Here is a 21,034-nt window from a genome sequence, read left to right on the forward strand (position 1 = left end):
TGGACGCGTGACCCGCGGTCATGCCGGGCGGTGTGCGACCGCCTTGAAGAAGGTGTAGCAGAACACCCCGTCGGGTTCGGCCGAGCGCCGTAGGGCGGCGATGCCCGCGTCGAAGGTGTCCGGGTCGATCAGCCCCGCCGCGAGGGCGGGCTCACGCACACCGGAGACCATCGCGGTGAAAGTGCGTCTGGTGAAGCTCTCGGCGAGGTCCGGCCGGCTGCCGTCGACGTAGACGGTGCGAGGGGTCACCGCGATGTCCGACCACTCCGCCTCGTGCAGCAGAGGGAAGAGCCGTCGCCCGATGAGGGCGTCGCCGCCGGCGTGTCGTTGCAGCGTCACCTGGCACGCGATGGCCGCGCGCGCGGCCTCGTCGTCCGGGTGGAAATAGGTCGAGCCGTGGTCGCCCTCGATGACGGTGACCGTGCCGCCGGGCCGGACGAGGCGGCGCAGCCGGCGCAGTGCGTCGACCGGCGAGGGCAGGTGCTCGAGCAGGAAGCACACGAAGACGTGGTCGAAGGACGCCTCGGCGAAGCCGCCTTCCCGTTCGGGGAGGGCGAAGACGTCCTTCCCGGCGAACTCGACATTCGCCAGGCCCGCGGCGGCGACGCGGCGCGAGGCCGACTTCAGCGAGTCGGGGGCGATGTCGGCCGACACGAAGTGCGCGTGCGGGCTCCGCGACGCCAGGGTGACCGTCTGGGCACCCACGCCGCACCCCATCTCCAGGACCCGTTCGCCGGGCCGGAAGCGGGTGCCTGCGTGCAACAGCTCGGCGAGGGCGTCCGCCTGGTCCGCGAGCCGCGTGCTCTCCTCGGAACGGTAGCCGTGCACGTACTGCTCGAACATCGTCATGGTCTCGATCACCTTCATCAACTGGTCCGGCTCCTGACTCTCGAGCGCGGCCCGGAGCCGGTCGCGGAGTTGGCTTCGCCGTCGGAGGTCCTCCTCGACGTCGTCGAGGTGGGCGGGCAGTGTCGCTGCCGGGTCCGGATCCTCCTGGGCCAGCAACGCGGCGATCTGCCGGAGCCCCAGGCCGGTCCGGCGCAGGGCCGTCGCCCGGTAGAGACGCGTGACGTGCGCGGGGCCGTAGCGACGGTGGCCGCTCGGCGTACGTTCGGGAGACACCACCCCCAACGCGTCCCAGTGCCGCAACACCCGCACCGACACCCCGGTCGCCCGTGCCAGCTCGCCGACCGTCCACCACGCCCCGTCGTCCACGGCGGCAACGCTAGGTCCTCACACGGTGTCAGGTTCAAGTGCGGGTGGCGACAGGCGACTTGTCGATCACACCATGGGGCTGGCATAGGCCATCGGCATGTTCACTCGTACGGTTGAGTCCGACCCGAACGTCCGCGCTCAGGGTGCTCGCGCGAATACGTTCCGTCGCATGGTCAGTTCACCGCATGAAGCGCTGCACCGGATCTTCCGGATGGATCCGGGGTTGTTCGCCCGGCTGTTGCCACGGGCGGGCATCGGGTTTCCGGAGCACACCGCGATCGAGCCCCTGGACACCGATCTCACCGAGATCAGGCCGCTTGAGCGCCGCGTGGACAGCGTGTTCCGGGTACGCGTGCCCGGTGAGGAGAGCGGCTTCGTGCTCGCCGTCGAGTCGCAGGGCAAGCCGGATCCGGACAAGCACAACAGCTGGACCTACTACTTGGCCCACATGTACGCCAAGTACCGGTTGCCGCCGTTCCTTCTGGTGGTGTGCAAGGACAAGGCGACCGCGGCCTGGGCGTCGGAACCGATCCGGGTCGGGCGTGCCTTCCACACCAGCATGGTCGTCTTCCCGCTGGTCCTGGGGCCTGGAATCCTCCCCGTGATCACGGAGCCGGACGAGGCGGCCCGGGACCTCGGAGTCGCCGTCTTCTCCGCACTCGCCTACGCCTCGGACCCGGGACTGACTGCGATACTGGACGCGCTGGCGTCAGGAGTGGCGGACGACGCAGGAAAGTCCGGACCCGGGGACGTGGACCGGGTGGACTGGGCGGAGATCGTCGAAATCGGTCTGGGCGAGGGCCCGGGGCGTGACTACTGGAGGCATCTGATGGCCACTTACACCCCGAACTTTCCGGGCAGCAACTCGATCGTCGAGGAGTCCTGGCTCGAGGGCAAGGCCGAGGGCAAGGCCGAGACTGTTCTGCGCATTCTCGAGGTGCGGGGTGTCGAGATCCCCGACTTTGTCCGGGAGCGGGTCACCGCCTGCGCCGATCTCGACGTGCTGGGCACGTGGATCGACCGCTCGCTGAGCGTGGTGCGTGCCGAGGAGTTGTTCGTCGAGGAGTAGAGGCCCCAACGGATACGCGAAGGGCGCCCGGCGGATGATCCGCCGGGCGCCCTCCGTCGTCGGAGCGGTGGTCGCGACTACAGCTTCTCGATGACGTAGTCGACGCACTTGGTCAGCGCCTCGACGTCCGCCGGGTCGATCGCCGGGAACATCGCGACGCGCAGCTGGTTGCGGCCGAGCTTGCGGTACGGCTCGGTGTCGACGATGCCGTTGGCGCGGAGCACCTTGGCGACGGCGGCGGCGTCGATGTCGTCGGCGAAGTCGATGGTGCCGATGACCTGCGAGCGCTTGGCCGGGTCGGAGACGAACGGGGTGGCGTACTTGGCCTCCTCCGCCCAGGTGTACAGGCGGGTGGAGGAGTCCTTGGTGCGGGCGGTGGTGAAGTCCAGGCCGCCCTGGCCGTTCATCCAGTCCAGCTGCTCGCCGAGGAGGAACAGGGTGGCCAGCGCCGGGGTGTTGTACGTCTGGTTCTTGCGGGAGTTGTCGATCGCCGTCGGCAGCGAGAAGAACTCCGGGACGTGGCGGCCGGACGCGTGCACCCGCTCGGCGCGCTCGAGCGCGGCCGGGGAGAACACGCCGATCCACAGGCCGCCGTCGGAGGCGAAGGACTTCTGCGGGGCGAAGTAGTAGACGTCGGTCTCGGCGATGTCCACCGGCAGGCCGCCCGCGCCGGACGTCGCGTCCACCAGCACGAGGGCGCCCTCGTCGGCGCCGGCCACGCGCTTGATGGGCATGGCGACACCGGTCGAGGTCTCGTTGTGCGTGAGGCCGTACACGTCCACGCCCGCCTCGGCGTGCGCCTCCGGGTGGGTGCCGGGCTCGGAGGAGACGACGGTCGGCTCGGCCAGCCAGGGCGCGAGCTTCGCGGCCTTGGCGAACTTGGAGGAGAACTCGCCGAAGCTCAGGTGCTGCGACCTGTTCTCGATCAGACCGTGGGTCGCGACGTCCCAGAACGCGGTGGAGCCGCCGTTGCCGAGGATCACCTCGTAGCCGTCGGGGAGCCGGAACAGCTCGCGGATGCCCTCGCGGACCTTGCCGACCAGGTTCTTGACGGGAGCCTGGCGGTGGGAGGTGCCGAGCAGGGACGTACCGGTGGCGGCCAGGGCGTCCAGCGCCTGAACCCGCACCTTGGAGGGACCCGCGCCGAATCGACCGTCCGCGGGCTTGATGTCAGCAGGAATCTGGATCTCAGCCACGAGCCGGAGGGTATCGCCTCGGCCAAACCGGGCGAAGACATGTCCGTCCGATGAGACGAGATCTCCGCCGTGCGGACCTGTGCGGAGCTACGAGAGCCCATGCTGGAGTGCATGACCGATCTGGAGGCAGCACTGCGCAGGGCCGTCCGCGGCGAGGTCGGATTCGACGTCACGTCCCGGGCCCTGACCACCATGGACGCGTCGAACTACCGGAGGGTCCCGCTCGGGGTGGTCGCGCCCAGGGACGCCGACGACGTGGCGGCCGTGCTGGAGGTGTGCCGGGAGCGCGGGGTACCGGTCGTCGCGCGGGGCGGCGGTACGTCCATCGCCGGGCAGGCGACCGGCACGGGGGTGGTGCTGGACTTCACCCGGCACATGAACCGGCTGGTCGGGATCGATCCGCAGGCGCGTACCGCCGTGGTCCAGCCGGGGCTGGTCCTCGACCGCCTCCAGGACGCCGCCGCGCCGCACGGGCTGCGGTTCGGCCCGGACCCGTCCACCCACAGCCGCTGCACGCTCGGCGGCATGATCGGCAACAACTCCTGCGGCTCCCACTCGGTGGCGTGGGGCACGACGGCGGACAGCGTGCGCGAGCTGTCCGTGCTCACCGCGCGGGGGCGGCGGCTGCGGCTCGGGCAGGAGTGGGCCGGCGCGCCGGACGGGCTGCGCGGGCTGGTGGACGGCGACCTCGCGCGCCTGCGCACCGGCTTCCCCGACCTCCCCCGCCGCATCTCCGGCTACGCGCTGGACGCCCTGCTCCCGGAGAACGGCGCGGACGTCGCCCGTTCCTTCTGCGGCTCGGAGGGCACGCTGGGCGTGCTGACCGAGGCGGTCGTACGGCTGGTCGAGTCTCCGCGGGCGCGTGCGCTGGCGGTGCTGGGCTACGCCGACGAGGCCGGGGCGGCGGAGGCGGCGGCCGGGCTGCTGCCGCTGGGCCCGCTGACGGTGGAGGGCATGGCGGTCGACCTGGTGCCGTCCACGGAGGGACTGCCGAGGGGCGGTGCCTGGCTGTTCGTGGAGACCGGCGGCGACACGGAGGCGGAGGCGCGGGCGCGCGCGGAGGCGGTCGTACGGGCGGCGGACGTCGTCGACGCGCTGGTGGTGACCGACCCGGCCGGGCAGCGGACGCTGTGGCGCGTCCGGGAGGACGCGAGCGGTACGGCGACCAGGATGCCGGACGGCTCGGAGGCGTGGCCGGGGTGGGAGGACTGCGCGGTGCCGCCGGCCCGGCTGGGCGGCTACCTGCGGGACTTCCGGCGGCTGCTCACCGCCCACGGCCTGCGCGGCACCCCGTACGGGCACTTCGGCGACGGCTGCATCCACGTACGTATCGACTTCGACCTGCTGACGGAGGCCGGGGTGGCCCGTTTCCGTCGCTTCTCGGAGGAGCTGGCGGACGTGGTCGTGGCGCACGGGGGTTCGCTGTCCGGCGAGCACGGGGACGGGCAGGCGCGGGCGGAGCTGCTGCCGCGGATGTACGGGGCGGAGACGGTGGCGCTCTTCGAGCGCGCCAAGGCGGTCTGGGACCCGGACGACCTCCTCAACCCCGGCATGCTGGTCCGCCCGGCCCCGCTCGACACCAACCTGCGCTTCTCCGTCCTGCCGCGCGAGCCCGTCGACGTGGAGTTCGGTTATCCGTCCGACGGCGGCGACTTCTCGGCGGCCGTGCGCCGCTGTGTCGGGGTTGCCAAGTGCCGTACGACGTCGGTGTCGGGGGCGGGCGTGATGTGTCCGTCCTTCCGCGCCACGGGGGACGAGCAGCACTCCACGCGCGGGCGGGCCCGCCTCCTGCACGAGATGCTCGCCGGGGAGCTGGTGACGGACGGCTGGCGGTCGACCGAGGTCCGGGACGCGCTCGACCTGTGCCTGTCCTGCAAGGGCTGCCGCTCCGACTGCCCGGTCGAGGTCGACATGGCCACGTACAAGGCGGAGTTCCTGCACCACCACTACGAGGGACGCCGCCGGCCCGCCGCCCACTACGCGATGGGGTGGCTGCCCGTGTGGCTGCGCTGGGCGGCGCGGACGCGGACGGCGCCGGTGCTCAACGCGCTCGCGTCGGTACGGCCGTTGGCCGCCGTGGCGAAGCGGCTGGGCGGGATCGCGGGGGAGCGGGAGGTACCGCGGCTGGCGGGGGAGACGTTCAGCGGGTGGTGGCGGGGGCGGCGCCGGGTGGCCGCCGGGGACGGCGACCTGGTCGTCCTGTGGCCCGACACCTTCACCGAGCACCTGTCCCCCTCCGTGGGCCGGGCGGCCGTACGGGTGCTGGAGGCGGCCGGGCTGCGAGTGGCGCTGCCGCCGACGCTGCGGGGACGGGCGGTGGTCGGGGACGGTACGTCGAGGTCGGCCCTGCCCCTGCCGGCGGCCCGCCGGGGTCGGGTCTGCTGCGGGCTGACGTACGTCTCGACGGGTCAACTGGACCGCGCCCGCGCGGTGCTGCGCCGCACGCTGGACCTGATGGCCCCGGTGCTCGAGACGGCCGCGCCGGTCGTCGTGCTGGAGCCGAGCTGTGCCGCCGCCCTGCGCACGGACCTGCCCGAGCTGCTGCACGACGACCCGCGCGCCGCCCGGCTGGCGGAGCGGGTGCTGACCTTCGCCGAGGTGCTGGAGCGCCACGCCCCCGACTGGGCCCCGCCGGCCGTGAACCGTCCGGCGGTCGGCCAGACCCACTGCCACCAGCACGCGGTCCTGGGCGACGCGGCCGACCGCCGCCTGCGTGCGTCGGCGGGCCTGACGGGTGACCTGACCGGCGGCTGCTGCGGCCTCGCGGGCAACTTCGGTTTCGAGGACGGTCACTACGAGGTGTCGGCGGCCTGCGCGGAGGACCAGCTGCTCCCCGCGGTGCGCGAGGCGCCGGACGGTGCGGTGGTCCTGGCGGACGGCTTCTCGTGCCGGACCCAGCTGGAGCAGCTGGCGGGGGTGCGGGGGCGGCATCTGGCGGAGGTGCTCGCGGAGGAGCTGGAGCGAGAGCGCCGCCGGTGACGCCCGACCCCTGCCGCTGCTACGGCCGGTGGAACTCGACCTCGGGACGGGAGGACGTGGGGCCGTCGAGGAGCGGCTGCGGGACGCCCCGCAGGTGGAGGTCGAAGAACGCGCGAACGAAATCGCGGGTGAGGTACCAACCCCGCTCGTACGAGAGCGGAATCGCCGGGTCCGCCAGTCCCAGCCGCCCCGCCAGCCAGGGGAGGTCGGTGAACGAGTAGTGCCCGGCCCCGGCCACGGTCAGCCAGCGCTTCCAGCCGTGCAGGCGGTCCCAGGCGCTGGGCCAGTCGGTGCCGGGACTGCCGGGGCTGTGCGTGGACCCGGCGCCGAGCATCATGAACGGGCGCGGGCCGAGCCCGCCTCCCGCGTCCCGTACGAAGTAGTCCCCGTCGAGGTTGACCCCCGCCCGTACGCGACCGTCGGCGGCCATCGTCGCCATGGCGGCCGCTCCGCCGATCGAATGCCCGGCGACCCCGACGCGGCACGCGTCGATCATGCCCGCGAGCGCCCCCGCCCTCCGGCGGTCGGTCAACTCGTCGATCACGAAGGACAGATCCGCCGCCCGGCCCGTCACGACGGCCGCCTCCCCGCCCTCGGCGCCGACCCGGTCGCAGGCCACGCAGGGCGGTGTCCGGCCCCCGGGGAACTCCGTCCCGACGGACTCGTAGGCGTGGTCCACGGCGGCGACGACGTAACCGCGGGAGGCCAGCTCCCCGGCGAGCGAGGTGAGCGTGGTGCGCGGCATCGAGAAACCGGGGGACAGCAGCAGGAGGGGGAAGCGACCCGGCGCGGGGGGCGCGGAGTCCTGCGCGTGCGTACGCACTTCGGCGACCGTCGCGGCGGGCACGACTCCGCCGAGACCCCTGGCGTCCAGGAGGCGCCGCGCCTCGCCCTCGGTCATGTACGCCGCCGGGGTCCCGCCGGACGAGCGTGCCGGGTAGGACACGGACACCATCAGCTCCCGTCCCCGGGCCGACGGCACCCACGGGTCGGTGCGGTGCCGGTCGACGAGGTGCAGGGTGCGGCGGCCCACGGGGTGGGGGCCGGTGGGCCGGGGCAGCGCCGGCGGGCCGGCGGGGGCCGAGGACGCGGGGGCGGCTCCCAGGAGGGGGACGGACAGGGCCCCGGCGAGCAGTGCGGTCAGGACGGTTCTGCGCGAAGTGGTCGCTCTGTCGGTCATGCACCCGACGTTAGGGGCCGCGCACCCTCCGACACATCGGAGCGGAGCGCTACTTGGGCGTACGACCGAGGACTGACGGCCGGCGGCGGGATGGCACCGTGGGATCAGTTCCGGTCCCGGGGTCCGGCGTCGGCCTCGGTTCCTTCGTCGCCTGTTGCCCGTCGCCCGTCGCCTGCCGCCTGCCGCCTGCCGCCTGCCGCCTGCCGCCTGCCGCCTGTCGCCCGTCGCCCCTCGGCCCCGGACGACGGTGGGCGGGGATGCCGACCCGAGTCGTCGATCGGAACCGTGTGCCGCCGTCGTCGCGTGATCGTTCGTATGAACGGCTCGGACGATCAGGTGGAGGCGCCGCCGCGACGGCGGTTCGGTACGCGGCCCTGGGTGATCGGGGGCGGCGCGGCCGTCGTCGCCTTGGCGGTTGCCGCGGGGCTGGTGATCGCCGACGGCGGACCGGACGACATCGCCGCGCCGTACGGATGCGGTACCGGCGCCTCCCACGGCACCGCGACCGCCGCGTCCGCCCCGGAAGGTGCCGCCGACTTCGACGGGGACGGGCATCCCGACCTGGCCCTCGGGTCGGGAGGGAGCGTGGCGGGCGGTGCCGGTGGAGGGAGCATCGAGGTCGCCTACGGGGCGGGGGCGGGGACCGGTGTCGCCCGGTGCCAGTACCTGACGCAGGACGACGCCGGGATACCGGGGAAGAACCGGGACGAGGCGTTCTTCGGGACGGACGTCGTGGCGCGCGACCTCGACGGGGACGGGTACACCGACCTCGCCGCCTCCGTCTTCGACTGGAAGCCGAGCGTGATCATCGTGTGGGGGTCCGAGGACGGGCTGAAGCGCGCGACCCGGGTCCCCGGCACCGACGTCAGTCACGTCGCCTGGGACAACGATCCGATCCTGGACGAGCAGCTCGCCGCCGGTGACTTCGACGGGGACGGGCACCCCGACCTGGTCTTCGGGCTCGGCTCCGACAAGGGGCTGCTCAAGGGGCCCTTCGGCCGGGACGGCACCCCCGCCGGAACCGGCCGCGTCCCCGCCCCGCGCCGGCCCTCCCCCGACGTCGACGACGCGAACTACGGCGATCTCCTCGCCGGGGACCTCGACGGCGACGGCATCGACGACCTCGTCGCCTTCCACACCGCCGACCCGGACCCCGAGGCGCCCTGGGCCGAGCTGAACCGGCCGGTGAGCTACCTGCGCGGCGGCCGGGACGGATTCACCCGGCCCGAGGGCACCCGGATCCCCGACGCGGGCGAGGGGGCGATCGGCGACGTGGACGGTGACGGCGTCGACGACCTGGTCCTCAGCCCCCGGGGCGGCGACGCGAGCCGCAGTTCGGTGACCGTGGTGTACGGGGTGCACGGCGGGCCGGGAGCGCGTACGACGACCGTCGACCGGGACACTCCCGGCGTGCCCGGAGAGGAGCCCCAGGACGAGGACGCCGTCTTCACCGCTCTGGACACCGGGGACGTCAACGGCGACGGCTACGCGGACGTGGTCGCCGGGGCGCCCCGGTGGGACGTGTACGGGGAGCCGGGGCCGGAACAGGTGCTGTTCCTGGCGGGCGGACCGGACGGGCTCGGCGGCGAGGGCGCCCGGCTGTTCGACGGGGACGACCTCGGTGCCGCGCCGGGCGGGGACGCCGACTTCGGCAGCGCCGTGGCCCTCACCGACCTGGACGGCGACGGCCACGCCGACCTCGTGGTGACCGCGCCGGGCAGCGACACGGTCGACGGCGTCGCCCACCTGCTGCCCGGGACGGCCGACGGTCCCGGCGTCGCGGGTGTCACCCGGCTGTCCGGGGACGCCTTCGACGACACCGAGGGGCTGGGCCTGCTGATGGGCGGTGGCGAGGTCGCCCACTAGTCCGTAGTCCCCCGAGCCCCATTGGTCCCACTGGTTTCACTGGTTTCACTGGTTTCACTGGTCCCACCGGTCCAGGCTCTTCGATCTAGGACATGTATTGACCTAGACGGCCCATAGCGTGGTCCTCGACCGACGGAGCAGGACACCGGAAGGCGGAGACCATGACCACCACCGAGCGCGGCACCACCCAGCACAGCACCACCGAGCACACCACCGACGAGCCGACCACCCGCGAGCCGGCCGAGGCCGCGGCCCTCACCGGCGAGCGTGCCGACCTGCTGGAGATGCTGGCCAAGCACCGGCACTTCCTGCGCTTCACCACCCGTGAGCTCACCGACGAGCAGGCCGGACTGCGGACCACCGCCAGCGAGCTGTGTCTGGGCGGTCTGATCAAGCACGTCACCGCGGTCGAGCGGGGCTGGCGGAACTTCATCCTGGAGGGACCGTCCGCGATGGGGGACTTCACGGCCATGACCGAGGCCGACTGGGCGCAGCGGGCCGACGAGTTCCGGATGCTGCCCGGTGACACGCTGGACGCCGTACTGGCCGACTACACCGAGGCGGCCCGCCTGACCGACGAGCTGGTCGCCACCCTGCCCGACCTGGGGGTCACGCAGCCGTTGCCGAAGGCGCCGTGGTTCCAGGCCGAGACCGAGTGGTCGGCACGCCGGGTGCTGATGCACATCATGGCCGAGACCGCCCAGCACGCGGGCCACGCCGACATCATCCGGGAGTCCCTGGACGGTGCGAAGAGCATGGGGTGACCGGCCCGGTCAGGGCGCCGTCTCGCCCCGCACCAGCGGGCGGCACACCGGCTGGACGTCGTCGGGGAGGTCGTCCGGGCGGCACCAGCGGGCCTCCAGGATCTCGAACGGGTCCAGGCGCAGCTCGCCGCCCAGCAGGCGGGCCTCGAACGCCACCTCCAGGCGGGTGCGCAGGCCGCTGTTCAGCATGACCAGCCGGCCCACCTCCACGTCGAGGCCGGTCTCCTCCTTGACCTCGCGGACCACGGTCTGCCGGAAGTCCTCGCCCTTGTGCGCGAAGCCGCTCGGCAGACCCCACTGGCGGCCCGGGGCCCACATCCGGTGCTTCAGCATCAGGACCCGCCCCTCGCCGTCCCGCACGACGCCGGTCACGCCGACCACGAACTTGGCGTTCACCAGCCACATCACGCGGCTCTGCACGGGGCGCAGCAGGCGCCAGAGGCGGGTCAGGAGTCGTCTCACACGGCGGACGCTACCCGGTCGGTGCGGGGCCGCGGGCGGGCGGTCCCGGCCCGCCTGACGGACGTGCGTTGACAGCCGCGGGTTCCGGACCTGACAGTTGCGTAAAAGCGCTACGCGCCTGACGCAGTCCATTACTGTGGACTGCGCAGTGCAGTACGCTGAACGACGTCGACCCGCACACCGTCCCGGAGCCCCCGTGAGTACCCCAAGCGCCACCCCCGGCACGTCGTCCCCGGCGGCCGTCGCGCCCGCCACCGCGCCCGCCGTCGGTCACGCGTCCCTGCCGGACGGTGCGCCGGGCGGACGGTTCGGTTCCCTCGGGCCGGTCGGTCTGGTCCTCGCCGGCGGGCTCTCCGTGCAGTTCGGCGCGGCGCTGGCGGTGAGCCTGATGCCGCGGGCCGGGGCGCTCGGCGTGGTGACCCTGCGGCTGGCCGTGGCCGCCGTGGTCATGCTCCTGGTCTGCCGGCCCCGGCTGCGCGGCCACTCCCGGGCCGACTGGGGCACGGTCGTCGTCTTCGGCATCGCCATGGCCGGCATGAACGGCCTCTTCTACCAGGCCGTCGACCGCATCCCGCTCGGCCCCGCCGTCACCCTGGAGGTGCTCGGCCCGCTCGCCCTGTCCGTCTTCGCCTCCCGCCGCGCGGTCAACCTGGTCTGGGCCGGGCTCGCCCTCGCCGGCGTCTTCCTGCTGGGCGGCGGCGGCTTCGGCGCCCTCGACCCGGCCGGTGCCGCCTTCGCCCTGGCGGCGGGCGCGATGTGGGCGGCGTACATCGTCTTCAGCGCCCGCACCGGGCGCCGCTTCCCGCAGGCCGACGGGCTGGCCCTGGCGATGGCGGTCGGCGCGCTGCTGTTCCTGCCGCTGGGCATCGTCGAGTCGGGGGCGAAGCTGATCGACCCGATGACGCTCGCGCTGGGCGCCGGGGTCGCCCTGCTCTCCTCCGTCCTGCCCTACACCCTCGAACTCCTCGCCCTGCGCCGCCTGCCCGCGCCGACCTTCGCCATCCTCATGAGCCTGGAACCCGCCATCGCCGCGGCGGCCGGTTTCCTCATCCTCGACCAGGCCCTGTCCGCCACCCAGTCCGCCGCCATCGCCCTGGTCATCGCGGCGAGCATGGGCGCGGTGCGGACCCAGGTGGGGCGACGGCGGACGAAGGCGCTGCCCGAGCTGTCCTAGGCGAGTCCCAGGCAAGTCCCAGGCAGCGTCCCGGTGGTGGGTCCTGCTGCGTTCGCGCTCGACGGTTGCCGGGTTGCCGGTCGCGTTCCCCTATTTAGTAGCCATGTACATAGTAGCCATGTACTGTATTTCTCATGAGCAAGGGTTCACAGCACGCGACGCCCGGCTTCCTCGTGTGGCGGCTCGCCAACAAATGGCGGGTCGCGGTCGATCGCGCGGTGGCTCCCCTCGGTCTCACGCACGCCCAGTACTCGGTGGTCGCCTCGCTCTACGGCATGCAGCGCGACGGCGAGCGGCCCAGTCAGCGCCGGCTCGCCGACCACACGGGACTCGAGGCGCTGTACGTCTCGAAGCTGGCGCGGGCGCTGGAGGCGGCGGGGCTGGTCGAGCGCACCCGTGATCCCCGCGACCCGCGGGCCGTGCAGCTCGCCCTCACCGAACGGGGCGTGTCCGTCACGCGGGAGGCCGTCACGGTGGTCCAGGAACTGCTCCAGCGGTTGCTGGAGCCGCTCGGCGGCCTCGACGCCGCACGGACGCGCGCCTTCACCGACGAGCTGACGACCCTGCTCGACGCACCTCTCGCTCCACCCGTACCGAACGACGAGAGCACACGGAGGACACCACCATGACCGCCACCACGTCCACCACCGCACCGCCCACCACCGCCCCGACCAGCAGCACAGCGCTCCCCGACGCACCGGCCGCGGACTCCCGTGTCCTCGGCCTGGCCCACTACGCCGCCCGCGGAGTGCTGGAGCGGATCCTGACCCGGCACGGTCTCACTTTCCAGCAGCAGGTCGCCCTGCGCGCCGCCGTCACCACCGAGAACCCGCAGACGCGGGACGGCCTCGTCGCCCAGGTCCACGTCTCCCTCAAGGCCGATCCGGCCGGCATCCGGACCGTTCTCGACGAACTGCTGGCCAAGGGGCTGCTCGTCGCGGACGGCGACGGCACGCACCTGCTGGCGACGGACGCCGGGCGCGAACTGACCGCCGCCGTCGCTGCGACGGTCGCACCCGTCGGCGCCCGCATCTGGGGCGGGATGCCCGCGGACGACCTGGCCGCCGCCGGCCGCGTCCTCGCTCTCGTCACCGAGCGTGCCGACGCCGAGCTCGCCGCACTGACGGAGGGGTGACCGCGAGGCCGCGTGGGAGCGGCCCCCCCCGACGCCCGGCGACGGCCGCAACGCATAGGCTGCGTACCTGGTCAGCTCATCGGGATCATGGGGAGGGAACCGATGAATCACACGGCCGAGGTCTTCCAGCCTTTGCAGGACGACGATCCGCGCACGGTGGCCGGATACCGTCTCGCGGCCCGGCTCGGCGCGGGCGGCATGGGCCGGGTGTATCTGTCCCACACCCGGGGCGGCCGGCCCGTGGCCATCAAGGTCGTACGGTCTGAACTGGCCGACGACCAGACCTTCCGACGGCGTTTCAGCCGCGAGATCAGGGCGGCCCGGAAGGTGAAGGGCGCCTACACCGCCGAACTGATCGACGCCGACCCGGACGCCACCCCGCCCTGGCTGGCCACGCTGTACGTGCCGGGCCCCTCCCTGTCCGACGCCGTCGCCCGGAGCGGGCCGCTGCCGGTGCCTGCGGTGCTGTGGCTGATGGCGGGGGTCGCCGAGGCGTTGCAGGCCATCCACGACACCGGAATCGTGCACCGCGACCTCAAGCCGGCGAACGTCCTGCTGGCCGACGACGGGCCGCGGGTCATCGACTTCGGCATCTCGCTCGCCGCCGACAGCACCGCGCACACCGCCACGGGCACCACCATCGGCACGGCCCAGTACATGGCGCCGGAACAGGCCTCCGCCGGTGCCATCACGGCGGCCACCGACGTCTTCTCGCTCGGGCAGACGGCCGCCTTCGCGGCCCTGGGCCGGCCCCTGTACGGCGACGGTCCGGCCGCCACCGTGCTGTACCGGATCGTCCACTCGGAGCCCGACCTGTCCGGGCTGCCCGAGCGCCTGCGCGACCTGTTCGCCCGGTGCCTGGCCGCCGACCCCGGGGAACGGGCCACCCCGGCGGAGATCGTCGAGTGGTGCCGCCGGGAGCTGGGCCGGGACGCGGGGGAGGACACGGGGCCCGCCGTGTGGCGGGAGATCGCCGGACCGCCGGTGACGGTTCCGCCGCCGGTCGCGGCCACAGGGGCGGCGACCGCCGCGGCTCCGGTCCCGGCCCCGGGCCCGACCGCGGCGCACACGGCGCCGTGGGTTCCCCCGCAGGGGACGGCGCCGATGCCCTGGCAGGCCGCCGCCGGACCGGGAGGACCGTTCGTGCCGCGGCCGCCCGCCGGGCCGGAAGAGCGCAAGCGCCGCAGGAGACGCGCTGCCCTGCTGGGGACCGCCGCCCTGGTCGCGGCCGGCCTGCTGATTTCTTCGGCGTGGCTACTCCGGGACGCGATGGACGGGAGCCGCGGCCGCGACCGGGACGTTTCTGTGTCCGCGTCCGGGACTCCGGATCCGGCGGACCCCCGCGCGTCGGCGTCCGGAGCGGCGGCCACCGACGGCGACGCGTCCCCGGACGGGTCCGGGGCGACGGCCGATTCCGGTACCAGCGGTACGTCGGACGCACCGAGTGCCTCGACCGAAGGGCCGGCCGTCGAGCCCACCGCGCCGCAGGCCCGGGGCTACAGCGGCGTGACGGTGAACAGCAAGAATTCGGTCTCCCTGAGCGACGGGAAGAGCCGCAAGGCGTCCGAGGGGGACATCAGCTTCAACTGCGCGCAGGCCGGCTGCGAACTGGAGAGCGACACCAGCGTGTTCGTCAGGATGTACGGCGAGCCGGGCGCCACGTACGACGAATGCCGGCTCTTCACCGCCCATGCGGAGAGCCACAGCCTGCCACTGGCCGCCGCGGCGGCCGGCACCGAGATCTGCGTCAGGCACCGCAACGGCGACATCGCACTGCTCGTCGTCCAGGTGAAGTCGACCGCGATGCCGGACCTGGGCTTCGTCATGGCGGACCTGACGGTCTGGCGGCCGGAGAAGGACTGAGGGAAACCGCGCCGGCCGACCTTCGCGGTGCCGCCTGCAAAAATCATGCAAGCACGCTTGATTGTTAATCCCCGCCCTGCCATGCTCCCCCCACACCGCCCCGCACATCGCCGTGCCCGAGGGGAGCGCCCCGTGTCCGACCCGACGCCCGTGATCGACGACCTGCGCGAGGAGAGCGAGGAACTCGACGCACTGGTCGCCAAGTTGAGCCCGGAGGAGTGGCGGCTGACCACCCCGGCGCCCGGCTGGACGATCGCCCACCAGATCGCGCACCTGTACTGGACCGACCGGGCCGCCCTGGTCGCCGTCACCGACGCGAACGGCTTCCAGACGCTGGTCGAGCAGGCCCTCGCCGCCCCCGACCGGTACGTCGACGACGCCGCCGAGCAGGGCGCCGAGCAGGCCCCCGCCGACCTGCTGGCCGCCTGGCGGGAGAGCCGCGCCGCCCTGGACGAGGCACTGCGCGCCGCCGTCCCCGGTGCACGCTTCCCCTGGTACGGCCCGCCCATGGCCACCGCCTCCATGGCCACCGCCCGCCTGATGGAGACCTGGGCCCACGGCCTCGACGTCGCGGCGACCCTCGGCGTGTCCCGCCCGCCCACCGCCCGCCTGCGCCACGTCGCCCGCATCGGCGTCCGCGCCCGGGACTTCGCCTACACCGTCCACGGACTCACCCCGCCCGCCGGGCAGTTCCGCGTCGAACTCACCGGCCCCGACGGCGACCTGTGGACGTACGGTCCCGAGGACGCCCCGCAGCGCGTCACCGGCCCGGCGCTCGACTTCTGCCTCCTCGCCACCCAGCGCGCCCACCGCGCCGACCTCGCGCTCACCGCCGAGGGCGAGGACGCCGACCGCTGGCTGGACATCGCCCAGGCCTTCGCCGGACCGCCGGGAGCCGGACGCCCGCCGAAAGCCGGACGCCCGCCGAAGGGAACCCCGCGGTGAGCGTGCTCCGCGTCGGCAACGCCTCCGGTTTCTACGGCGACCGCTTCTCCGCCATGCGCGAGATGCTCACCGACGGCCCGCTGGACGTCCTCACCGGCGACTACCTCGCCGAGCTGACCATGCTCATCCTGGGCCGGGACCGCCTGAAGGACCCCGGCGCCGGATACGCCCGCACCTTCCTGCGCCAGTTGGAGGAGTGTCTCGGCCTCGCCCACGAGCGGGGCGTCAGGATCGTCGCCAACGCCGGGGGACTCAACCCCGCCGGGCTCGCCGACGCCGTACGCGCGCTCGCCGGCCGGCTCGGCATCCCCGCCCGCGTCGCGCACGTCGAGGGCGACGACCTCACCGCCGCCCACCCGGGAACGCTGGCCGCCCACGCCTACCTCGGCGGCTTCGGCATCGCCGCGTGCCTGCGGGCGGGCGCCGACGTGGTCGTCACGGGCCGCGTCACCGACGCCGCCCTGGTCACCGGGCCCGCCGCCGCGCACTTCGGCTGGGGGCCGACGGAGTACGACCGGCTCGCGGGCGCGGTCGTCGCCGGGCACCTGCTGGAGTGCGGGGCGCAGGCGACCGGCGGCAACTACGCCTTCTTCCAGGACGGCGACGTACGGCGCCCCGGCTTCCCGCTCGCCGAACTGCACGCCGACGGCACCTCCGTCATCACCAAGCACGACGGCACCGGCGGCTTCGTCGACGTCGGGACGGTCACCGCACAGCTGCTGTACGAGACGGGCGGCGCCCGGTACGCCGGGCCCGACGTCACCACCCGCCTGGACACCGTACGGCTCACCCAGGACGGCCCCGACCGGGTCCGCGTCGAGGGCGTGCGCGGCGAGGCACCGCCGCCCACCCTCAAGGCCGGCCTCAACCGCCTCGGCGGCTTCCGCAACGAGGTCGCCTTCGTCCTCACCGGCCTGGACATCGAGGCCAAGGCCGCGCTGGTGCGGGACCAGATGGAACCGGCGCTCGGCAAGGTCTCCGACGTCCGCTGGGACCTGGTCCGCACCGACCGGCCCGACGCCCCCACCGAGGAGACGGCCAGCGCCCTGCTGCGGCTCGTCGTCCGGGACGCCGACCAGCAGGTCGTCGGGCGTGCCCTGAGCGGCGCCGCGATCGAACTCGCCCTCGCGAGCCACCCCGGGTTCCACGTGCTCGCGCCCCCGGGAAAGGGCGCGCCCTACGGCGTGTTCGAGGCCGCCCACGTCCCGCGGGACACCGTCGACCACGTCGCCGTACTCCACGACGGGCGGCGCGTCCCGGTACCGGCCGCCCAGGACACCGCCGTACTCCACGCCGTACCGGAACCGCCCCTGCCCGAGCCCCTGCCGCCCGGCCCCGTCCGCCGTGCCCCGCTCGGCCTCGTCGCCGGTGCCCGCAGCGGCGACAAGGGCGGCGACGCCAACGTCGGCGTGTGGGCGCGGACCGACGACGCCTGGCGCTGGCTCGCCCACGAGCTGACCGCCGACCGGTTCCGCGAGCTGATCCCCGAGGCCCGCGACCTGCCCGTCACCCGGCACCCGCTCCCCAACCTGCGCGCCCTCAACTTCGTCGTCGAGGGCATCCTCGGCGAGGGCGTCGCCGCGCAGGCCCGCTTCGACCCGCAGGCCAAGGCGCTCGGCGAATGGCTGCGCGCCCGGCACCTGGACATCCCGGAGGCCCTGCTGTGACCGTGCCGCCGTACATCCCGGAGGCCCTGCTGTGACCGTCCTGCCGTCGGCTCTGGACCCCACCGCCCCCGACCACCGCGCCAACCGCGAGGCCATGCTCGCCAAGCTCGCCGAGCTGGACGCCGAACACGCCAAGGCCCTCGCGGGCGGCGGCGAGAAGTACGTCGCCCGGCACCGGAAGCGCGGCAAACTGCTGGCCCGCGAACGCATCGAGCTGCTCCTCGACCCCGACACGCCCTTCCTGGAGCTGTCCCCGCTCGCCGCCTGGGGCAGCGAGTACACGGTGGGCGCCTCCCTCGTCACCGGCATCGGTGTCGTCGAGGGCGTCGAGTGCCTGATCACCGCCAACGACCCGACCGTGCGCGGCGGCGCCAGCAACCCCTGGTCGCTGAAGAAGGCCCTGCGCGCCAACGACATCGCCCTCGCCAACCGGCTGCCCTGCATCAGCCTCGTCGAGTCCGGCGGCGCCGACCTGCCCTCCCAGAAGGAGATCTTCATCCCGGGCGGCGCGATCTTCCGCGACCTCACCCGGCTGTCGGCGGCCGGCATCCCGACGATCGCGGTCGTCTTCGGCAACTCGACCGCCGGGGGCGCCTACATCCCCGGCATGTCCGACCACACCGTCATGGTCAAGGAACGCGCCAAGGTGTTCCTCGGCGGGCCGCCGCTGGTCAAGATGGCCACCGGCGAGGAGAGCGACGACGAGTCGCTGGGCGGCGCCGAGATGCACGCCCGCACCTCCGGCCTCGCCGACCACTTCGCCGCCGACGAACCGGACGCCCTGCGCCAGGCCCGCCGCGTCGTCGCCCGCCTCAACCACCGCAAGGCGTACGCCGACCCGCCCCTCGCCGAGCCGCCCAAGTACGACCCGGAGGACCTGCTGGGCATCGTCCCCGCCGACCTCAAGGCACCCTTCGACCCGCGCGAGGTCATCGCCCGGATCGTCGACGCCTCCGACTTCGACGAGTTCAAGCCCCTGTACGGGACCAGCCTCACCACCGGCTGGGCGAGCCTGCACGGCTACCCGGTGGGCATCCTCGCCAACGCCCAGGGGGTCCTGTTCAGCGAGGAGTCGCAGAAGGCGGCCCAGTTCATCCAGCTCGCCAACCAGCGCGACATCCCGCTGCTCTTCCTCCACAACACCACCGGCTACATGGTCGGCAAGGAATACGAACAGGGCGGCATCATCAAGCACGGCGCCATGATGATCAACGCCGTCTCCAACTCCCGCGTCCCCCACCTGTCCGTCCTCCTCGGCGCCTCCTACGGCGCCGGTCACTACGGCATGTGCGGCCGCGCCTACGACCCCCGCTTCCTCTTCGCCTGGCCCAGCGCCAAGTCCGCCGTCATGGGCCCGCAGCAGCTCGCCGGCGTGCTCTCCATCGTCGCCCGCCAGTCCGCCGCCGCGAAGGGACAGCCCTACGACGACGAGGGCGACGCCGCCCTGCGCGCCATGGTGGAGCAGCAGATCGAGTCCGAGTCGCTGCCGATGTTCCTGTCCGGGCGGCTCTACGACGACGGCGTCATCGACCCGCGCGACACCCGCACCGTCCTCGGCCTGTGCCTGTCCGCCGTCCACACCGCCCCCTACGAGGGCGCGCGCGGCGGCTTCGGCGTCTTCCGCATGTGAGGGTGAGAGACCAGTGATCACTTCCGTACTCGTCGCCAACCGGGGCGAGATCGCCTGCCGCGTCTTCCGCACCTGCCGCGCGTGGGGCGTCCGCACCGTCGCCGTGCACTCGGACGCCGACGCGAACGCCCTCCACGCGCGCGCGGCCGACGCCGCCGTACGCCTGCCGGGCGCGGCCCCCGCCGACACCTACCTGCGCGGCGACCTGATCGTGAAGGCCGCCGTCGCCGCCGGAGCCGACGCCGTCCACCCCGGCTACGGCTTCCTCTCCGAGAACGCCGACTTCGCCCGCACCGTACGGGACGCCGGGCTGGTGTGGATCGGGCCGCCGCCCGAGGCCGTCGAGGCGATGGCGTCCAAGACCCGCGCCAAGGAACTCATGGGCATCGCGCCCCTCACCGATCCCACCGACGTCACCGAGGCCGACCTGCCGGTGCTGGTGAAGGCGGCGGCGGGCGGCGGCGGACGCGGCATGCGCGTCGTACGCCGCCTCGCCGACCTCGCCGCCGCACTGACCGCCGCCCGCGCGGAGGCCACGAGCGCCTTCGGCGACGGCGAGGTCTTCGTCGAGCCGTACCTGGAGAACGGCCGCCACGTCGAGGTGCAGATCCTCGCCGACACCCACGGCACGGTGTGGGCGCTCGGCACCCGCGACTGCTCCCTCCAGCGCCGCCACCAGAAGGTGATCGAGGAGTCCCCGGCGCCCGGCCTGACCCCCGGACTCACCGCCGAACTTCACGACCTCGCCGTACGCGCCGCCCGCGCCGTCCACTACGTCGGCGCCGGGACTGTCGAGTTCCTCGTCGCCGACGGCAGGGCGCACTTCCTGGAGATGAACACCCGCCTCCAGGTCGAACACCCCGTCACGGAGGCCGTCTTCGGCATCGACCTCGTCGCCCTCCAACTCCGGATCGCCGAGGGCCACGCCCTCGAAACCGACCCCCCACGCGCGCGTGGCCACGCCGTCGAGGCCCGCCTCTACGCCGAGGACCCGGCGAACGGCTGGGCCCCGCAGACCGGCCGCCTGCACCGCCTCACCGTCCCCGACGGCATCCGCCTGGACACCGGCTACACCGACGGCGACGACATCGGCGTCCACTACGACCCGATGCTCGCCAAGGCGGTCGCCCACGCCCCCACGCGCGCGGAGGCCGCCCGCCGCCTCGCCGGCGCCCTGGAGCGGGCGGTGATCCACGGCCCGGTCACCAACCGCGACCTGCTCGTCCGCTCCCTGCGCCACGAGGAGTTCACGTCCGGCCGCATGGACACGGGCTTCTACGACCGCCACCTGGCCGGCCTGACACGGTCCGCCCCCGACCCCCTCGCCCCGCTGGCCGCCGCCCTCGCCGACGCGAGCACCCACGCGGGCCGCTTCGGCGGCTGGCGCAACCTGCCCTCACAACCGCAGGTCAAGCGGTACGCGGTGGCGGGGGAGGAGCACGAGGTCCGCTACCACCACACCCGCACGGGCCTCGCCGCCGAGGGCGCACACGTGGTGCGGGCCGATCCCGACCTGGTCGTCCTCGAAACGGACGGCGTACAACGCCGCTTCACCGTCGCCCGCTACGGCGACCGCATCCACGTCAACGCGACCGTACTCACCGCCCTGCCCCGCTTCCCCGACCCCACCACCCAGCACGCCCCCGGTTCCCTCCTGGCGCCCATGCCGGGCACGGTCGTCCGCGTCGCGGAGGGCCTGACGGAGGGCACCACCGTCCAGGCGGGCCAGCCCCTCCTGTGGCTGGAGGCCATGAAGATGGAACACAGGATCACCGCCCCGGTCACGGGAGTACTGACGGCTCTGAACGCCGTTCCTGGCCACCAGGTGACGGTCGGTTCTCTCCTGGCGGTGGTGCAGGAGACGTAGGGGCGCGGGGAACTGCGCGACC

The 21,034-nt window shown here is 73.6% G+C and carries 16 protein-coding genes; 12 read left to right on the top strand and 4 right to left on the bottom strand.

What is annotated here, in order from left to right:
- Nucleotides 1-18 precede the first annotated feature (18 nt).
- The gene (locus OHA99_RS21125; protein WP_405697230.1) at nt 19-1,215 is read right to left on the bottom strand and encodes a methyltransferase domain-containing protein; all 1,197 of its coding nucleotides are present in this window, start codon (nt 1,213-1,215) and stop codon (nt 19-21) included.
- Between the two features lie 169 nt (nt 1,216-1,384).
- Between OHA99_RS21125 and OHA99_RS21130 the strand changes: the two genes are divergently transcribed.
- Complete coding sequence (locus OHA99_RS21130) at nt 1,385-2,284, top strand: hypothetical protein (protein ID WP_405697232.1); 900 nt, start codon at nt 1,385-1,387, stop codon at nt 2,282-2,284.
- Between the two features lie 77 nt (nt 2,285-2,361).
- Here OHA99_RS21130 and serC read toward each other — a convergent pair whose 3' ends face one another.
- Complete coding sequence (serC, locus tag OHA99_RS21135) at nt 2,362-3,480, bottom strand: phosphoserine transaminase (protein WP_165685654.1); 1,119 nt, start codon at nt 3,478-3,480, stop codon at nt 2,362-2,364.
- 111 nt (nt 3,481-3,591) lie between these two features.
- Here serC and OHA99_RS21140 point away from each other — a divergent pair, with 111 nt between their 5' ends.
- Nucleotides 3,592-6,459 (top strand): FAD-binding and (Fe-S)-binding domain-containing protein, encoded by a 2,868-nt coding sequence (locus OHA99_RS21140; RefSeq protein ID WP_405697234.1) that lies wholly within the window; start codon nt 3,592-3,594, stop codon nt 6,457-6,459.
- A 19-nt stretch (nt 6,460-6,478) separates the two neighbouring features.
- Here the strand turns inward: OHA99_RS21140 and OHA99_RS21145 are convergent, their stop codons facing one another.
- The gene (locus OHA99_RS21145) at nt 6,479-7,639 is read right to left on the bottom strand and encodes an alpha/beta hydrolase (RefSeq protein ID WP_366472224.1); all 1,161 of its coding nucleotides are present in this window, start codon (nt 7,637-7,639) and stop codon (nt 6,479-6,481) included.
- Nucleotides 7,640-7,942: 303 nt separating this feature from the next.
- Between OHA99_RS21145 and OHA99_RS21150 the strand changes: the two genes are divergently transcribed.
- Entirely contained in the window at nt 7,943-9,505 is a 1,563-nt protein-coding gene (locus tag OHA99_RS21150; RefSeq protein ID WP_405697236.1) for an FG-GAP-like repeat-containing protein, read from the top strand.
- A 161-nt stretch (nt 9,506-9,666) separates the two neighbouring features.
- On the top strand, nt 9,667-10,269 hold the full coding sequence (locus OHA99_RS21155) for a DinB family protein (RefSeq protein WP_153179308.1): 603 nt from the start codon (nt 9,667-9,669) through the stop codon (nt 10,267-10,269).
- 9 nt (nt 10,270-10,278) lie between these two features.
- On the opposite strand, the gene OHA99_RS21160 is transcribed toward OHA99_RS21155, so the two are convergent.
- Nucleotides 10,279-10,731 carry an NUDIX hydrolase gene (locus OHA99_RS21160; protein ID WP_153179309.1) on the bottom strand — a complete coding sequence of 151 codons (453 nt, stop codon included), beginning with the start codon at nt 10,729-10,731 and terminating at the stop codon, nt 10,279-10,281.
- 196 nt (nt 10,732-10,927) lie between these two features.
- Here OHA99_RS21160 and OHA99_RS21165 point away from each other — a divergent pair, with 196 nt between their 5' ends.
- The 8 genes from OHA99_RS21165 to OHA99_RS21200 all read left to right on the top strand — a co-directional run bounded on the left by OHA99_RS21165 (nt 10,928) and on the right by OHA99_RS21200 (nt 21,012).
- Nucleotides 10,928-11,905, top strand: coding sequence for a DMT family transporter (locus OHA99_RS21165; RefSeq protein WP_194280042.1), 978 nt, complete (start codon nt 10,928-10,930; stop codon nt 11,903-11,905).
- A 134-nt stretch (nt 11,906-12,039) separates the two neighbouring features.
- Nucleotides 12,040-12,534 carry a MarR family winged helix-turn-helix transcriptional regulator gene (locus OHA99_RS21170; RefSeq protein ID WP_153179310.1) on the top strand — a complete coding sequence of 165 codons (495 nt, stop codon included), beginning with the start codon at nt 12,040-12,042 and terminating at the stop codon, nt 12,532-12,534.
- On the top strand, nt 12,531-13,040 hold the full coding sequence (locus tag OHA99_RS21175) for a hypothetical protein (protein ID WP_405697239.1): 510 nt from the start codon (nt 12,531-12,533) through the stop codon (nt 13,038-13,040). Before OHA99_RS21170 ends, OHA99_RS21175 begins: the two co-directional genes overlap by 4 nt.
- 102 nt (nt 13,041-13,142) lie before the next feature.
- A complete protein-coding gene (locus OHA99_RS21180; protein WP_366472220.1) occupies nt 13,143-14,903 on the top strand; it encodes a serine/threonine-protein kinase in 1,761 nt (586 codons plus the stop codon).
- A gap of 132 nt (nt 14,904-15,035) precedes the next feature.
- Nucleotides 15,036-15,848: a TIGR03084 family metal-binding protein gene (locus OHA99_RS21185; protein WP_366472219.1), complete on the top strand. Its 813-nt coding sequence runs from the start codon at nt 15,036-15,038 to the stop codon at nt 15,846-15,848.
- The gene (locus OHA99_RS21190) at nt 15,845-17,515 is read left to right on the top strand and encodes an acyclic terpene utilization AtuA family protein (RefSeq protein WP_366472218.1); all 1,671 of its coding nucleotides are present in this window, start codon (nt 15,845-15,847) and stop codon (nt 17,513-17,515) included. Before OHA99_RS21185 ends, OHA99_RS21190 begins: the two co-directional genes overlap by 4 nt.
- 31 nt (nt 17,516-17,546) lie before the next feature.
- Entirely contained in the window at nt 17,547-19,145 is a 1,599-nt protein-coding gene (locus OHA99_RS21195) for a carboxyl transferase domain-containing protein (protein WP_165685663.1), read from the top strand.
- 13 nt (nt 19,146-19,158) lie between these two features.
- Nucleotides 19,159-21,012: a biotin carboxylase N-terminal domain-containing protein gene (locus tag OHA99_RS21200; RefSeq protein WP_405697242.1), complete on the top strand. Its 1,854-nt coding sequence runs from the start codon at nt 19,159-19,161 to the stop codon at nt 21,010-21,012.
- Nucleotides 21,013-21,034: the final 22 nt, after the last annotated feature.

Source organism: Streptomyces coelicoflavus (genome assembly GCF_045041415.1).
Taxonomy (GTDB): Bacteria; Actinomycetota; Actinomycetes; order Streptomycetales; family Streptomycetaceae; genus Streptomyces; species Streptomyces coelicoflavus.

Coding starts and splice junctions, on each gene's coding strand:
- OHA99_RS21175 (WP_405697239.1), top strand. CDS start 12,531: ATGACCGCCACCACGTCCACCACCGCACCGCCCACCACCGCCCCGACC.
- OHA99_RS21155 (WP_153179308.1), top strand. CDS start 9,667: ATGACCACCACCGAGCGCGGCACCACCCAGCACAGCACCACCGAGCAC.
- OHA99_RS21170 (WP_153179310.1), top strand. CDS start 12,040: ATGAGCAAGGGTTCACAGCACGCGACGCCCGGCTTCCTCGTGTGGCGG.
- OHA99_RS21145 (WP_366472224.1), bottom strand. CDS start 7,639: ATGACCGACAGAGCGACCACTTCGCGCAGAACCGTCCTGACCGCACTG.
- OHA99_RS21130 (WP_405697232.1), top strand. CDS start 1,385: ATGGTCAGTTCACCGCATGAAGCGCTGCACCGGATCTTCCGGATGGAT.
- OHA99_RS21140 (WP_405697234.1), top strand. CDS start 3,592: ATGACCGATCTGGAGGCAGCACTGCGCAGGGCCGTCCGCGGCGAGGTC.
- OHA99_RS21180 (WP_366472220.1), top strand. CDS start 13,143: ATGAATCACACGGCCGAGGTCTTCCAGCCTTTGCAGGACGACGATCCG.